Origin of the sequence: Hyphomonas sp. (assembly GCF_965284475.1) — a bacterium.
Taxonomy (GTDB): domain Bacteria; phylum Pseudomonadota; class Alphaproteobacteria; order Caulobacterales; family Hyphomonadaceae; genus Hyphomonas.
The window spans coordinates 1,171,534-1,187,253 of sequence record NZ_OZ260087.1; the positions used below are offsets into that span (position 1 = coordinate 1,171,534).

The following is a 15,720-nucleotide window of genomic DNA, read 5'->3' on the forward strand; positions in this document are numbered from 1 at the left end:
CTCCGGTGCCCACGTAACCTTACCGTTTCCAGCGCATGGCGGCATCCCCCATTTTCGGAATGGTTACGTGTTTTTCCCCTCTGCTTTAAGGCGATAGAGAATGTCCAGTGCCTCACGAGGCGTCAGGGTGTCAGGATCGATATCCGCCAGCACCGCGAGGATACGGGCGCCGACCGGATCTGCCGGTTCGGGACTGAACGCCGTGTCCGGCTCCGCGACGGCAGCAAACAGCGGCAGGCTGTCAGCCGCTTTCGGATCCGCCTCAAGGCGTTTCAGGATCTGGGAAGCACGCGCCACTGCGCGTTTCGGCAGGCCTGCGAGGCGCGCAACCTGAACGCCATAGGACCGGTCAGCGGGACCGGGCTGAACCTCATGCAGGAAGACAAGATCATTCTTCCATTCCCGCGCACGCAGGGACGCGTTGGCAGCCGCAGGCAGGTCTTCGGCGAGCTGGGTCAACTCGTGATAGTGCGTCGCAAAGAGGGCGCGGCAGGCATTGACGCCATGCAGATGCTCCACGGCGGCCCAGGCAATGGCGAGGCCATCATAGGTGGATGTGCCGCGGCCTACTTCATCAAGGATGACGAAACTGTGCAGCGTCGCCTGGGTCAGGATCGCTGCTGTTTCCACCATCTCGACCATGAAGGTCGACCGGCCGCGCGCGAGATCATCCGACGCGCCAACCCGCGAGAAGACCCGGTCGGCAAGGCCAAGCGTGAGCGAGCGGGCAGGAACAAAGCAACCCGCCTGTGCCAGGATGACGGAAAGGGCGGCCTGGCGCAGATAGGTCGATTTGCCGGCCATGTTCGGGCCGGTGACCAGCAGCAGCCGCGCGCCACCTTCACCGCCTGCATCAAGACGCAGATCATTGGCGGTGAACCCCTTGCCGTCGCGCTTCAGCGCGGCCTCGACCACGGGGTGGCGCAGCCCCGTTGCCTCAAAGCAGGGCTTGTCCGCCAGCGCCGGACGCACCCCGTCGCACTCGGCCGCCCAGGCGGCGTTGCCCCCAGCCACGTCAAGGTCGGCAATTGCACGCGCCGACCGGGCAAGCGCCTCATTGAGGCCTTCGACCCGTTCGCACAGGGCGTCGAACAGGCCAGTCTCGCGCGCCTTCGCCTCTTCTTCCGCCCGCGATATGCGCCCGGCAAGATCGGACAGCTCGCGTGTCGAGAAGCGGACATTGCCCGCCAGCGTCTGGCGGTGGATGAAAGTATCCGACAGTGGTGGCGCCATCAGGGAATCACCATGCCGGGCGGGCACATCGATGAAATAGCCGAGCACATTGTTGAACTTGATCTTCAGCGCGGAAATACCGGTCTCGCCGGAATAGCGCGCCTGCAATTCGGCAATGATGCGCCGGCTGTCATCGCGCAGGCCGCGGGCCTCGTCGAGGGCCTTATCCCAGCCCGGTGCAATAAAGCCGCCGTCCCGGGCCAGCATTGGCAGGCTGTCATTCAGTGCGCGCATGAGGTCTGACGCGATGGCCTGAAGCGGGGGTGAGTTGGCGAGCAGGAGCGCCCGTGTGGAATCCTGTATGCGCGCCGGCACGCCGCCTTCAATGGATTCAAGACTACGGGCCGCTTCGTCCCCTGCCAGCAGCGCACGGCCGATCGCCTGCAGGTCTCGCGGACCGCCGCGTCCCAGGCGCAGGCGTGTACGGGCCCGCTCAATGTCAGGCGCAGCTTTCAGGCGGCAGCGCAATCCGTCCAGAATGTCAGGTTCGGCCAGCAGCCATGCGACGGCCTCAAGGCGCGACTCGATTTCGGCACGGTTCAGCGAGGGACGCGACAGATGGCTGGCAAGCAGGCGGGCGCCGGGCGCGGTGACGGTGCGGTCAATGGTGGCCAGCAGGGAGCCGTCGCGCGCGCCGTTCATCGCCCGGTCGATCTCAAGGCTGGCGCGAGTGGCAGGGTCGATGGCGAGGTGCCCGCTGGGCGGCGGGCGCTGGGGCGGATCGAGGCGGATGTCGGCGCCGGCCTGGGTCAGCTGGACATAATCGAGCAGAAGGCCGATCGCCGACAGTTCGGCCTTTGAGAAATCACCGAACGCTTCCAGCGCCGCCACACCGAACGTCTGCTTCAACAGGGCCTCACCCGATTTCGGCGTGGCCGCCCGCGCCGGTCGCTCGGTCACCGGTGCTCCGGAGGCAGATGTGACAGCCGCCATGACCGGCCTGTCCATGTCTGCGGCACTGACGAGCAGCTCGCTGAGGGGCCAGCCCAGCAGGGCATCGGCCAGCGCGCCCGGATCAACCGGCGCCACATCGAAGCGGCCGGTGGACACATCGCAGACTGCAATCGCGGCGTCAGCGCCGCCATTCGCCAGTGCCACGGCGGCCAGCGCCTGACCCTGCCGGGATGGCAGCAGGGCATCCTCGGTCAGGGTGCCGGGAGTGACGATGCGGACAATGTCTCGATTGACGATGGATTTCGATCCGCGCTTCCGCGCTTCAGCCGGACTTTCGGTCTGCTCGCACACTGCGACCCGTGCGCCGGACTTGATGAGGCGGGCGAGATAGCCCTCAGCCGCATGATACGGCACACCCGCCATGGGGATGGGTTTGCCCCCATGTTCGCCGCGCGCCGTGAGGGTGATGTCGAGGATGCGGGCCGCTTCGACAGCGTCGTCAAAGAAAAGCTCGTAGAAATCGCCCATCCGGAAGAAAAGCAGGGCCTCGGGATGCCGCGCCTTTATGGCCAGATACTGCGCCATGAAAGGCGTCGGCTCGCTGCCTTTTGCAGCGGATTTCGATGAGGGAGTCGCAGTATCAGCCATTGCGGCGGACGCTAGCGCCTCGTCCGGGGATTCGCAAAGCGTAGACGCTGTGCGCGGCCATCAAATTGCCTGAAAACGCGACGATAGGCTCCACATTTGCGGTTGGCACACCCGGCAGCGGGGCCTAGGGTCAGCCTCTAACCGCCTTTTCACTTGTTAGCACTGGACTACCCCTTTCCATGACAACCAAGCGCCCAAGCTTCACCGACCAGGAAGCACTCGATTTCCATTCAAAGCCAACGCCCGGCAAGATTTCCATGGCGCCGACCAAGCCGATGGGGACGCAGCGCGACCTTTCGTTGGCTTACAGCCCCGGTGTTGCCGTTCCCGTTCTGGCCATCGCCGAAGATCCGGACAGGGCCTATGACTATACGTCGAAGGGCAACATGGTTGCGGTGATCTCCAACGGTACGGCGATCCTGGGGCTCGGCAATCTCGGCCCGATGGCATCGAAACCGGTGATGGAAGGCAAATCCGTCCTTTTCAAGCGTTTCGCCGACATTGACAGTATTGATGTCGAAGTGGACACAACCGACGTCGAGGACTTCATTCGCACGGTGCGCAACATTGGCGACACCTGGGGCGGGATCAATCTGGAAGATATCGGTTCGCCCGACTGCTTCATCATCGAGAGCCGCCTGCGCGAAGAGCTCGATATCCCGGTCTTTCATGATGACCAGCACGGCACCGCGATCATCGCCGCCGCTGGCATCATCAATGCCTGCCACATTACCGGCCGCAAACTGAAAGACCTGAAAGTGGCTGTCTCCGGCGCGGGCGCCGCCGGCCTGTCCGTTGCGGGTCTGATCCGTCACCTGGGCGTCAAGGCCGAGAACATCCTGATGTGTGACTCCACCGGCGTTGTCTATGAAGGCCGCACCGAGCGCATGGACCAGTTCAAGTCCGCCTTCGCCATCAAGACATCCAAGCGGACCCTCAGCGAAGCCATGGAAGGCGCCGACTGTTTCCTCGGCCTCTCGGCCAAGGGCGCCGTCTCCAAGGCCATGGTCAAGTCGATGGCCAGGAACCCGATCATCTTCGCAATGGCGAATCCAGATCCTGAAATCACGCCGGAAGACATCAAATCGGTCCGCGATGATGCGATCATCGCCACCGGCAGGTCTGACTATCCCAACCAGGTCAACAATGTGCTGGGCTTTCCTTACATTTTCAGGGGCGCGCTGGATGTTCGCGCACGCGGCATCAACGAGGAAATGAAGGTCGCCTGCGCGCAGGCCCTTGCCGAGCTTGCCCGTGAAGACGTGCCGGATGAAGTGGCCGCAGCCTATCATGGCTCCCGCCCCAGCTTCGGCCGGGACTATGTCATCCCTTCGCCTTTCGACCCCCGCCTCATCTCGCACATTCCGCCTTTCGTGGCACAGGCTGCCATGGACACGGGCGTTGCCCGCAAGCCGATTGCCGACATGGACGCCTACCGTGCCTCGCTGGTGCGTCGGGCCGATCCGGCCGCGGCCTTCCTGCAGGGCGTGCAGGCCCGCGCCAAGGTGCTGCAGCGGCGTATCGTGTTCGCTGAGGGTGAAGAGCCGGCCGTCGTGCGCGCGGCTTTCAGCTTCAAGAACCAGGGCCTCGGCCATCCGATCCTGATCGGGCGCGAAGCCCAGGTGGAGCGCAGCATGGAACAGATGGGCGTGCCGGCCGGTACGCTGGAAATCATCAATGCGCGCCTGTCAGACAATAATCCGCTCTATACGGACTTTCTCTATTCGCGCCTGCAGCGCGAAGGATATCTCAAGCGCGACGTACAGCGCCTGGTAAACCAGGACCGGAATATTTTTGGCTGCTGCATGCTGAAGAATGGCGATGCAGACGGCATGGTGACGGGGGTGACGCGCAATTATGACGTGGCCCTGAATGATGCGCTGCTGGTGCTGGACGCGCTGCCGGACAAGGCCCTGATCGGCATGTCCATGGTCATCAACCGCGGCCGCACCGTGTTCATCGCCGATACGAGCGTGACCGAACTGCCGGCCGGCGAGGAACTGGCAAACATAGCGTGTGAAGCCGCCGCCGCCGTGCGCGCCATGGGGTTCGTGCCGCGCGTGGCCTTCCTGTCCTATTCCACTTTCGGCAACCCGATGGGTGAGCGCGGCGAGAAAGTACGCGAAGCCGTGTCGATCCTCGACCAGATGACAGATGTCGACTTCGAATACGAAGGTGACATGAATGCCGATATCGCCCTCAATCCGGGCCATTCGCTGCTCTATCCGTTCTCCCGCCTGACCGGCCCTGCCAATGTGCTGGTCATGCCGGCCATTCATGCTGCATCGATCTCGACGAAATTGCTGGAATCCATGAGCCGGGCGACTGTGATCGGCCCCATGCTGCTGGGACTTGAGAAGCCGGTGCAAATCGCGTCACTGGGCGCAACGGTCGGCGATATCGTCAATCTGGCGACGATTGCGGCCTATGATGTTGACCGCGTGCTGGGCGACTAGACCCGCCTAGTCATCCTGTTCCAGAACCAGGCTCGTGACCCCTTGTGTGTCGCGGGCCTGGCGGACCCATTCAAGGATCGACAGGAAGACGGCAACGCCGCCGAGCCAGAACGTGATCATGAAGACGGTGTAGTAGCCCTGACTCTCGATGATCTCGCCAAGCCAGGGTCGGCCCAATGTGCCGATCAGCATGGTGAGCGATGCAAGCAGCGCATATTGCACGGCAGCAAAGCGCGGATTGACCACCGATGTGAGATAGGCGGTGATTGCAACGAGGGCAAAGCCGCCGGCAATGTTCTCGGCAAAGATGGTGACCATGAGCCGGGCCATGCGCTGGCCCTGATCGGCCGCCACGACATCCGGTGACAGTTTCGCCGCCCAGTCGGCAAGGGCGCTGAGGGGCGGCCCGAGGCGCGACAGCTCAAGGAAACTGTCGAGCACAACGGCCCCTGCAGCAAGATCTGCGTAGAGCAGGTTTGTTGCTGCCGCGACGATGCCGCCGACGAAGAAGACCGGCATCCGGCCGAGCACGGCAATCAGCACGGCGCCGAGCAACGAGCCGAAAATCGTCGCGACGACGCCAAAGAATTTCGAGGCTATGGCCACATCATCCAGCGTATGGCCAAGCGCGCCGAATTCCGTGCCGAGATAGAACGGATAGGCAAATGCCCCCCAGACCGCATCGGTGAAGCGATAGGTCAGCGCCAGGAGCAGGACGAGGACAGCGCCCCATTTGAGACGCGAGATCAGTTCCATGAGCGGGTCGAAAATCGCCCGGAACAGATTGCGCAATACCGAATCTGAACGGGTTTCATTGGCGATATGCGCCGGTGTTTCCGCAGCCCGCGCGCCAAACCGGTAGACCAGAATTGCCGAGACGATCGCAGGGACGAGCACGGTGAGGCCAACAATCCACGGGCCTTCGGTTCGCACGAACGTGGCGCCCGATGGCGGCGTCGCGGCAAACAGGGACTGCATCACGAAGATGAGGATCATGGCAAAGCCGATGAGCCATCCAAAGGCCACGATTGTGACGGCTGGCGTCGCGATCCGTTTCGGCAGGCTGGGCAGGAAAGACAGGCGATCCGCGTTCGGCTTTCTGGAACTGGCCGGTTCCGGTGCAATCACGCTGCCGATCATCGAGAGGGCCAGCACGAATGCCACCATAAGGAAGGTGACGGTCCACCCTGCCCGGGCCGCCACAAGCAGGGCCACAAAGCCGGAGATGAAGCCCGCCGACTTGTAGCCGAACTGGTAGAGGGCGGACATCAGGTCCTTGTCTTCATCAGACCGCGCCACTTCGATACGCCAGGCGTCGAGCACGATGTCATGGGTCGGCGAAATCAGCGCGATGGCGAGGGCAATCAGCGCGACAAGGCCGATATTCTCCGACGGGTTCGTGAAAGCGAAGATACAGATCAGCACGACCATGATGGCCTGGAACAGGAGCAGCCATGACCGTCGCCCGCCCAGGAAGCCGGTAATGGGCGCAGGATGGGCGGACTGGAAGACGGGTGCCCAGAGATATTTGAATGAATAGCCGAGCGTGAGCAGCGACAATGTGCCGATCGTTGAGGGCGTGATGCCAAGCTTGGTCAGCCAGGCATTCAGCAGGCCCAGCGTGACACCCATTGGCAGGCCGGCAGCAAAGGCGAACAGGGCCATGGCCGCCATGCGACGGTCCTGCAGGGCCTTGAACGCGCGAACGACCCGGGGCGGAGACTTTGATGCGACGGGAGGCAGCGCCGACTGGCTCATGCAACGCCTGCTGATGGTAGGCCATTGCCAGCCCAGTGCAGCGCGAGGCTGCGAAGCGCTTCAGCGTCCAGCGGCTTGGCGGCGACGCCGTCTGCGCCCGCCGCCCGCGCCCGGCGCTCGATATCCGGGTTGATTTCGGCCGAAACCGCAATGATCGGGGTGCGCGAGCCGCCTTCCCGCAGGCGCCGCATGGCTTCAAAGCCATCCATGACCGGCATGCGCAGGTCCATCAGGATAAGAACGGGGTGCATCGCTTCTGCGGCCTCCACTGCTTCGCTGCCGGTGGTCGCCACAGTGACGGTAAATCCCGCCGATTCCAAGGCGCGGCGTGCAATCAGTGCGTTGACCGGATTGTCATCCGCAATCAGCACACGGCCAACACCGGTCTGGACATCCGGCTCGTCTTCGGCTTCGCCGCCGGTACGGACGAGGAAAATGCGCTCGGCCAGCGATGAGGCCCGCAAGGGGCGCACCAGCCAGCCGACACAGCCGAGCATGCGAAAGCGTGGCAGCGCGCCGCGATCTTCCGGCCGCAGGACGACGATGGCAGGTGCGAGTTTCGAATAGGCCCTGACGGTCGCCTCGGGCAGGTCCGCCCCGATCAGAAGGACATCCACACCCTGCGGAAGGCGGCCGCGTGAGGGGTCCACCAGGATCGGGGTGGCGCCCGCATGTTCGAGGGCGGCGGCAATCGACAGGCAGGTGACCGCAGGCAGCCCGAGCAGGCCGACCTTGCCGCCGAGGTGTGTCTCGTCATGGCAGGCATCCTGCCCGGAGCGCGGCACAGGCAGGAATACCGAGAAGGATGCCCCGCAGCCGGGCGTGCTCAGGACGCTGATCCTGCCCCCCAGCAGATCTGTCAGCCGTTTCACGATGGCCAGGCCAAGGCCGACACCGCCATCCTTGTAGGCGTCGCCTGCCCCGGCCTGGCGGAAGGCGTCAAACAGGCGGTCCTGATCGTTCGCCGCAATGCCCGGGCCGGTATCGGTGATGCGGAATTCGAGGCCGTCATCGCGCGCGGAAATGTCGAGCAGAACGCCGCCCGTCTGCGTGAATTTCAGCGCGTTTCCAACCAGGTTGAAGAGGATCTGGCGGATCCGGCCGGCATCGCCAGAATGGTCCGGCATGGGCAGCTGCGATGTGCGGACGGCAAGGTCGAGCCCGGCCGCATGGGCGCGGGGGCTGAGCAATTCGACCACTTCGCGGCCGAGCCGGACGGGGCAGAAATTCTCGGTTTCGAGTTCCACGGCCGAGGCATCGAGGCGGGCATAGTCGAGCACATTGTTCAGAAGGTCGAGCAGGCGCGCGCCGCTCTGGCGAATCGCCTCGGCATATTCGCGCTGCGGCGGTTGCAGATCGGTTTCGAGCAGGAGCGACACGGTGCCGAGAATGCCGTTCAGCGGCGTGCGGATTTCATGGCTGGCGGTCGCCAGGAAGGCCTCCTCCGGCGACGAGCTGCTTTTCGGCGTGTCTGGCGTGTCTGTCATGTCTGCGAGAGACTAGGCCCAAGGCTTTAGCATTGGTTTAATGGCTTCTGCCGGAATCCTAGCGGACAAGCACGCCCGCATGCAAACCTTCGGTCTGTCCCAGGGCTCGGCGGCGATAGGTCGGCACCTCTGCAACATGCAGGCAGCACACGCCGGTGGCGCCATCAAGGTCTGCTACGGTGCGGGCAACCTTTTGCACGCGGTGACAGACTGGTCAGGCGCTGGCCATATCGCCTATGTGCTGTGTAATCGCCTCCAGGGCGGCGTCGAGCACGTCTAGCCCGGCGCCGGGCTTGGGGGCGCGCTCTGACAGGACGCGGCGCCAGGCGCGAGCGCCGGGCTGGCCATTGAACAGGCCCAGCATGTGGCGCGTCATGGCGTGCAGTCCCGTGCCGCGCGCGAGCTGTTCTGCCATATAGGGCCGGTAGGCGAGGATGGCGTCGTGGGCCGAGACGATCGGCGCCCCATTCCCACCCAGCGCCGCATCGACCTCCCCGAGCAGAGACGGGTTCTGATAGGCGGCCCGGCCGAGCATGACACCGTCGAATGTCAGAAGGTGGTCGCGGCATTCCTCCATCGTGGTGATGCCGCCATTCAGCGTAATGGAAAGGTGCGGCCGTTCGGCCTTGAGTGCGGCGACGAGGGCATAGTCGAGCGGCGGCACTTCGCGGTTTTCCTTGGGGCTGAGGCCTTTCAACCAGGCCTTGCGCGCGTGGACTGTGAAGGCGGTGCAGCCGGCGGCGGAGACTTCGTCGATGAAGGTGAACAGCGTGTCGCGGGCCGGCAGGTCGTCAATCGCGATACGGCACTTGACGGTGACGGGCACGTCTACCGCAGCACGCATGGCGGCGACGCAATCGGCGACGAGGGCGGGCTCAGCCATCAGGCAGGCGCCGAAGGATCCGGACTGGACGCGGGATGACGGGCAGCCGCAATTGAGGTTGATTTCCTGATAGTTCCATTGCGCGCCGATCTTTGCAGCGCCGGCCAGCTTGAAGGGGTCCGACCCGCCCAGCTGGAGCGCAACCGGCGACAGGCCGGGGGCCTGCCAGAGGAGGCGCTCCTGATTGCCGTGGATGATCGCGTCGGCCGTGACCATTTCCGTGTACAGCAACGCGCTTTTCGTCAGGCAGCGATGGAAGGCGCGGCAATGCGCATCTGTCCAGTCCATCATGGGGGCCACAGAAAATCGATGGTTTAGTGTATTGTTTTTATTCAATTTATATTCTTCTGCTTCTTCGATTCACAGACATCGTGTGCAAATCGGAATTTGCCAACACACTGATTCAACTTCATATTTCCTAAGCGATCTTGAGCAGATTTGCACATGTGCAGCTGTAACCCTTTGTTTTATTGGCCGATTGCGTCCGATCAAACATAGGTGCGATAGAAAATCTATGTACTTGATTTTTATTCATTTTTTCAGTAGTTTCAAAGGACTATAATGAGAACGTGTGCAATTCGTGTGCACTGATTTGCGCACATTTGTACCGGTTTTGATCCCTCTGTGCACGTGGAGCGCACACGAAATGTCGTCAATCACGAAGCTTCCTTCCGGCAATTGGCGGGCACAGGTCCGCCGCAAAGGTCGGTATTTGTCCCAGTCATTCCTTCGCCGCAAGGACGCCGAGGAATGGCGGACGTATAGCGACGCTCAACAATCGTCAGAGACTTGAAATACATTGTTGCAGGCGACGTCCGGTTATTCCGACTATCTGCTGCCCTGAAGCAGTGCTTCGAGATGCTGCTCAAGTGTCGTTGTCTTGAACTTCGTGTCCTCAGGAATTTCGCCATCTGAAAGATACCCGTGCCTGTCGAAATAGACGAGCAGCGGAATGACAGACGACATGCGGTCGCGGCGGGCCCTGAATACCGGCAGCAAGGCGCGGTAGACATGGAAGATCGGAAAGCGCGGCGGCGCCTTCACCGGAAATCCTGCCGCTTCGCTGAGCCGCGCTTCGATGTCACGAATGGAATATGTGCCCGGCGCGACGAGATCGAGCGTCTGGTTCCTCAAGGCATCGGACGCGAGCACCTCATGGAGGATAAAGCGCGGTACGTCGCGCTGGCGCGTGAATGTGAACCTGCGATCCCTGTTCAGCGGAAACAGGAATTTTCCTTTCCTAAGCAGCTCGATGCGCGGATCGAACAGGTCTTCCATATAGGTGCCGCAGCGCATGATCGTGTAAGGCACGCCGCTTTGTTCGATCAGCTTTTCGATTGCATGCTTAGCATCGAGAATGCCAACGCCGGATTGTCCGTCAACGCCGAGGCAGGATGTGTAGGCGAGATGCGGCGAGCCTCCGCGTTTCAACCCTTCGATCACCCGCTTTGCCGACTCTATTTCGCTTGCCGGATCATTGTTGAGCCCCATCGGCGTAACGAGGAAGACGAGGTCTGCACCGTCGACGGCACGGGCGACATCGCCCGGCTCGATCATGCTGCCCGAAATGATGCTGGCGGCGGGATACATGGCCTGTACGCGGTCAGGGTTGCGGGCAAGGATGCGGACATTTGCCCCCTCTTCCAGAAAGCCTTCGATGAAATGGGTCGCCACCGGTCCGGAGCAGCCGATGGCCGCGATCGTTCTAGGCGAAGGCATGTTGGTGTTCTCCCTGCAGGATTTTCTTAAGCACCGCAGCGAGACCGGAGCCGGACGTGGCATGGGAGACGGCTCGCCAGGCGATATGGGCATCCGGGCGCACGAGGACCGCGCCATCCGATGCGATCTCATAGGTCCGTTCAAAGGAGCCATCATCCTGCAAGCCCGCACTGCCGATCCGGTAGCACGCGATCGGCAGGTTGAGGGCGCGCCGTGCAGCCTCGACGTCCGCTTCCCAGGCCTTGCCCTCCGGCCCGGTCAGAAGCGTGAACGAAGGGCCGAACAGATCGATCAGGGAGAGGCGCGCCTCAGGTTTTCCAAGCCAGATGTGCGGCGCCCGGCATCCCGGCGTCGCAGACGGAATATAGTTGGAATAGTCGTCCTCTGCCCTTGTCGGAGCAGTGCCATCCGGGATGACGGCATCTGACTGGTACCAGCTGCCAAATTCCACGCCGAGATGATTTCCGTAGCGGCGCGCTTCGGCGACGACCTGCTGAGCGGTCAGCCCACTTTCAGAACCTGTCGCAGCAGCGTGATTGATCCGCTGGACATTGGAGGCATTGATGAAGGACTGCATGACGATCGACTGCGACACGGGCCGGCGTTCGTCATGATAGGTTCTGACGAGGCCCCAGCCGGCTTTGCCCAGTGCATAGAGCGCAAGTTTCCACATCGCATTGTGCATGCCCTGCAGGCCAGTGTTCACGCCGAGCCCGCCGGTTGGCGGAAACTGGTGCGCGGCATCTCCGCAGACAACGACCCTCCCTCTGGTGAACTGGTCGACGCAAGTCGCGTTAAGCTCCCATAGTCCCAAGGACAGCACCTCGACCTCGAGATCCGCAATGCCCGCAGCCGCGCGCACCCACTCGGCCGCGCGGTCTTTGGTGAAGTATTCAAGCGAGAACTGCTCGGGCGTGACATTGATCTGAGACAGCCAGCGGCCCCTTGCATCAAGCGGTTGTAGAACGCCGGTCGCCTTTTCATTGTGCACAAAGAGGAGCACGCCGGTGCGATCCTTGATGTGGCTTTCGATGTCGGCGCGGAAATAGCAATTGACCAGCTGCTTGACCGCGCGTTGGCCGATCAGTTCCAGGCCGAGGGAGTCGCGGGTCGAACTTGCCGCGCCATCAGCCGCAACAAGTGCGCAGCCTGTGATAATCTCGGTCTTGCCTGTGACCCGATTGCGGATTTCCAGCCTGACCTCATTGTCATTCTCTGCGCCGCCACTTAGCAGGCGGACCGCTTCGGTCGAGAAGCGAAGATCGACAAGACCGCTCGCGCGGAGCGCCTGGACCATGATCTCCTCGATCCGGTCCTGTGAGGTCATGGTCGGCTCAGCCGGCGTGACGTCGGGGCCGGGGCCTTCGAAGCCCTTTGAATCGATCTGCCCATATTCCTGTCCGCAGGCGCTTTCCAGAAAGCGGATCGGGGTCTTCCAGCCGGGCGGGCAATCAATGCTGCGCAAACGCTGATAGGTGCCCATCCCCCAGCCGCGCGCAATCTCCATGGTGCGCGTGTTGAAGTTGCGCGTCTTCGGATGCCAGGACGTTCTCTCATGCTTCTCGACAAGAATGCTCGGCACGCCAAAGCGCGCAAGCTCGAGCGCCGCGCCCAGGCCAACCGGGCCACCTCCAACGATAATTACCGTATTTGCGTTCACACGGACCTCCCTTGTGTGCTTTGGGCGACTCTTGATCTGGTGAGAGCCAGATGTTATTATCGAGACAGATGTCTCATTAAGGAAGCCCGATGTCAAGCCGGTCCAGAACACCCTCCTTACAGAAAGCCGCAATGACCCGTCCGGGCGGGCGCACATTGGAAGTCACCGAGCGCGTTCTTTCAGCGACGATGATGCTGCTTGAAGAAGGCGGTATCGCAGCTGTCACCTTCCAGCGCGTGGCAGAGAAAGCCAAAGTCGGGCGCGCGACACTCTATCGGCGCTGGCCTGAGCCTGCCTATCTAGTGGCCGATGCGCTGGCCGCCACGGCGGCGGACCGGATAAGGATTACAGATACCGGAAGCCTGCGCGGGGATCTCAAAAACATGTTGTCCCAGATCGGGCAGTTCATTGAGAGTCCGACAGGGCGGGCCGCGATTATTGCGGGATTAAGCGGGCGCGAGCAGCCGGAAGTCGCAAACCTCGCACGACAATTATGGAGCCGCCGGAGGAAGGATGTTGCTCCAATTTTCGAGCGCGCGGCCCAGCGCGGCGAGATCGGTGCCGACACGGATATCGACATTGTGTTCGGGGTGGTCGCAGGCGCGCTCTACGCCCGCATGATTGTCATGGCAAAACCCATAGACAAAAACTGGATTGATCGGGTGCTGACGTTGGTAATTGCCGACGTCTGATTCGCGGACTTGTATCGCTTAGGCATCGATATCTTGGAGATCTTTCGGCATCGGGCCTGCGCTTATACCTTGACCCTATTCGTCAATGGCAGCTTTCAGTTTTTTTTGAGACCTACTCCCAACGCCCCGCGACACACCTTTCTCAAGTGTCCAGAAAACTCCAGCGCCGACTCTCTTGACTGCAATTCCGCGCCCCAAGTTTTGACCCAGCTCCCATCGCCAGGGTATAAGTACAAACTTTTGTCCATCCCCACCACTGCCCTACGGCCCTGCGCCAGGGCGACGGTCTATTGAACTTTGCAAAAATTCGCCACAAGCTAAGGCTTACAAGCAATCAACATTGGGAGCGCGGGACCTTTTCGAGATAGGTCCTTGGACCGGAAGATGAAATATACGACCTATTCGGGGTTACAGGTCATCCTCAGGACATTGGGCCATTATGGCGTCGACAACGCCACCTTGGCGAAGCATGGCATCCAGCTGCCCGATGTTTCCGACAGCGGACAGCATATTTCGCCGGGTCTGATTGAGCAGATACTGGAATATTCGATTGCCGAGATCGGTGACGAAGCGCTTCCGCTCAAGATTGCTGAACACATCTCACCGTCGACCTTCGGCGAGTTTTCGATCGGTCTTCTGACCAGCCACAATCTGCTTCATTTCCTGGAGCGTGTGGCAAAATATTACCCTTACATCTCGACAACGCAGCGCCTGCGCACAGTGCGGATACGCGACCAGGTCTTCCTGCTCAGCCTGTTTGCAGAAAAGTCCATGAAGCCGCAGATCAAGCAGCTCTGGGTCGAGGTCGCCTTTGCCTTCATCTTCCGCTTCATGCGCCTGATGGGCCGACCGGATTTCAAGCCAGCGAGCCTCGACCTTGAGCGCTCTGTGCCGCCTGAAACCGCGGAAAGCTACGAAAAGTTTTTCGGCATCCAGCCAACCTTCGGCTCGGTGCGCAATTCGATATCATTCTCGCTTGAAGCCTTGGAAGTGCCGCTCGCCAATGGCGGGCTGGACATCGCTGAAGAGTATGAGCGGCGCATCATTTCCCGCATCGCGGAGATCGACCACACCAATCTTCCGCGCCGGGTCCACGCTTACATAGTTGCCGAACTGCCAAAGCGGCCCCTGTCGAAGGAGATTGTCGCGAGCCACTTTGCGATGAGCGTGAAGACGCTGCAGAACAAGCTGGTCCGTTCGGGCACAAATTATCAGAAGTTGCTCGACCATGCCCGCCATGACTTGGCCGACATATACCTCTCCTTTCCGGAAGTGACCCTGGCGCAGATCGCGGACATGCTCGGCTATAGCGATGCCAGCAACTTCTGCCGTGCCTACAAAAGGTGGACGGGCAGCGTGCCGCGCGCGAAGTCTTTGGCGAAGTCGGCCGAGACGGCCTAGCGCCTACCGGCCGAAAGAATTGATCAGCTTCTGCGACTCTTCGGTGAGCACGAGGGCGGCCTGCACCTCAGCCTCGTAATCGAGCGTGGTTTCGAGGTCTGAAATGGCCGCATGGGAGAGCTGCGACTTGATCGAGGCGATGGCGGGCGGGGTGGAATTGGCGAGCAGTTCCTCGCAGATTTCGCCAGCTCTCTCCAGAAGCTTTTCGCCGACGCAGACTTCCGTCACCAGCCCCCAGTCGAGCGCGGTGGCAGCGTCGAGCGGGCGGCCGAGCATGGCAAGCTGCTTGGTGCGGTGAATGCCGATTGCCCTGGGCAGCGTCCAGGAGGCGCCAAGGTCCATGCCGACGCCGATCTTGGCGAAGCCGATCACGAATTTTGCCCGATCAGACGCGATGATGAGGTCGCATCCGATGGCGAGGGCAACCCCTGCTCCGGCAGCCGGGCCGTTGACCGCTGCAATGAAAGGCAGGCGGCTGGACTGGATGCGCGCGACGACGGGGTTGAGATGGTGCACGATCCAGTCGCGGAACTGGCCGGATCGCTTGTCGACAATGCTGGATTTCAGATTTGCGCCTGAACAGAAGCCTCGCCCAGAGCCCGTTAAGATGACGGCCTTGAGGGAGGCATCAACCTCCAACCTGTCCAGCGTCTCTATGAGGCCCGTCAGCATCTCTTCCGAAAGTGCATTGAGGCTCGCCGCGTCATTCAGCGTGATCGTCGCGACAGGTCCGTCTGTCTTGAACAGGAGCGATTGAGTTTGGGGCATGGAGAGTCATCCCTTGAGATTTGCCTCAGCGTAGGATGCGGGCCTGTCGAAAAGAAGCGCGCGCGCGGGTCAATTTGGCGAAGATTTGAAGTCAATTTCGCACCGGCCCAATGTGCGCCGC

The 15,720-nt window shown here is 61.7% G+C and carries 11 protein-coding genes; 3 read left to right on the plus strand and 8 right to left on the minus strand.

Going from position 1 to position 15,720, the window contains the following annotated elements; translation table 11 throughout:
* Positions 1 to 63 precede the first annotated feature (63 nt).
* The gene (gene mutS, locus ACQ66M_RS05505; protein WP_430402406.1) at positions 64 to 2,775 is read right to left on the minus strand and encodes a DNA mismatch repair protein MutS; all 2,712 of its coding nucleotides are present in this window, start codon (positions 2,773 to 2,775) and stop codon (positions 64 to 66) included.
* A gap of 179 nt (positions 2,776 to 2,954) precedes the next feature.
* On the opposite strand from mutS, the gene ACQ66M_RS05510 reads away from it, so the two are divergent.
* Positions 2,955 to 5,231, plus strand: a complete 2,277-nt coding sequence (locus ACQ66M_RS05510; protein ID WP_350174764.1) for an NADP-dependent malic enzyme — start codon at positions 2,955 to 2,957, stop codon at positions 5,229 to 5,231.
* Between the two features lie 6 nt (positions 5,232 to 5,237).
* Here the strand turns inward: ACQ66M_RS05510 and ACQ66M_RS05515 are convergent, their stop codons facing one another.
* From ACQ66M_RS05515 to ACQ66M_RS05540, 6 genes are all read right to left on the minus strand, one after another.
* Positions 5,238 to 6,989 (minus strand): AmpG family muropeptide MFS transporter, encoded by a 1,752-nt coding sequence (locus ACQ66M_RS05515; protein WP_430402408.1) that lies wholly within the window; start codon positions 6,987 to 6,989, stop codon positions 5,238 to 5,240.
* Positions 6,986 to 8,476 (minus strand): ATP-binding protein, encoded by a 1,491-nt coding sequence (locus ACQ66M_RS05520; RefSeq protein WP_430402410.1) that lies wholly within the window; start codon positions 8,474 to 8,476, stop codon positions 6,986 to 6,988. The genes ACQ66M_RS05515 and ACQ66M_RS05520 overlap by 4 nt, the downstream gene beginning before the upstream one ends.
* Positions 8,477 to 8,534: 58 nt before the next feature.
* Positions 8,535 to 8,675, minus strand: a complete 141-nt coding sequence (locus tag ACQ66M_RS05525) for a hypothetical protein (RefSeq protein ID WP_430402412.1) — start codon at positions 8,673 to 8,675, stop codon at positions 8,535 to 8,537.
* A 15-nt stretch (positions 8,676 to 8,690) separates the two neighbouring features.
* On the minus strand, positions 8,691 to 9,650 hold the full coding sequence (gene dusA, locus ACQ66M_RS05530) for a tRNA dihydrouridine(20/20a) synthase DusA (RefSeq protein ID WP_430402414.1): 960 nt from the start codon (positions 9,648 to 9,650) through the stop codon (positions 8,691 to 8,693).
* Between the two features lie 537 nt (positions 9,651 to 10,187).
* Positions 10,188 to 11,078, minus strand: a complete 891-nt coding sequence (locus ACQ66M_RS05535) for an SDR family oxidoreductase (protein WP_430402416.1) — start codon at positions 11,076 to 11,078, stop codon at positions 10,188 to 10,190.
* Positions 11,065 to 12,738 (minus strand): FAD-dependent monooxygenase, encoded by a 1,674-nt coding sequence (locus tag ACQ66M_RS05540; RefSeq protein WP_430402418.1) that lies wholly within the window; start codon positions 12,736 to 12,738, stop codon positions 11,065 to 11,067. The genes ACQ66M_RS05535 and ACQ66M_RS05540 overlap by 14 nt, the downstream gene beginning before the upstream one ends.
* A 131-nt stretch (positions 12,739 to 12,869) precedes the next feature.
* On the opposite strand from ACQ66M_RS05540, the gene ACQ66M_RS05545 reads away from it, so the two are divergent.
* Together ACQ66M_RS05545 and ACQ66M_RS05550 are read left to right on the plus strand one after the other, a co-directional pair.
* Positions 12,870 to 13,430: a TetR-like C-terminal domain-containing protein gene (locus ACQ66M_RS05545; protein WP_430402420.1), complete on the plus strand. Its 561-nt coding sequence runs from the start codon at positions 12,870 to 12,872 to the stop codon at positions 13,428 to 13,430.
* A gap of 384 nt (positions 13,431 to 13,814) precedes the next feature.
* Positions 13,815 to 14,831 carry an AraC family transcriptional regulator ligand-binding domain-containing protein gene (locus tag ACQ66M_RS05550; RefSeq protein WP_430402422.1) on the plus strand — a complete coding sequence of 339 codons (1,017 nt, stop codon included), beginning with the start codon at positions 13,815 to 13,817 and terminating at the stop codon, positions 14,829 to 14,831.
* A gap of 3 nt (positions 14,832 to 14,834) precedes the next feature.
* Here the strand turns inward: ACQ66M_RS05550 and ACQ66M_RS05555 are convergent, their stop codons facing one another.
* Complete coding sequence (locus tag ACQ66M_RS05555; protein ID WP_430402423.1) at positions 14,835 to 15,599, minus strand: enoyl-CoA hydratase/isomerase family protein; 765 nt, start codon at positions 15,597 to 15,599, stop codon at positions 14,835 to 14,837.
* Between the last annotated feature and the right edge of the window lie 121 nt (positions 15,600 to 15,720).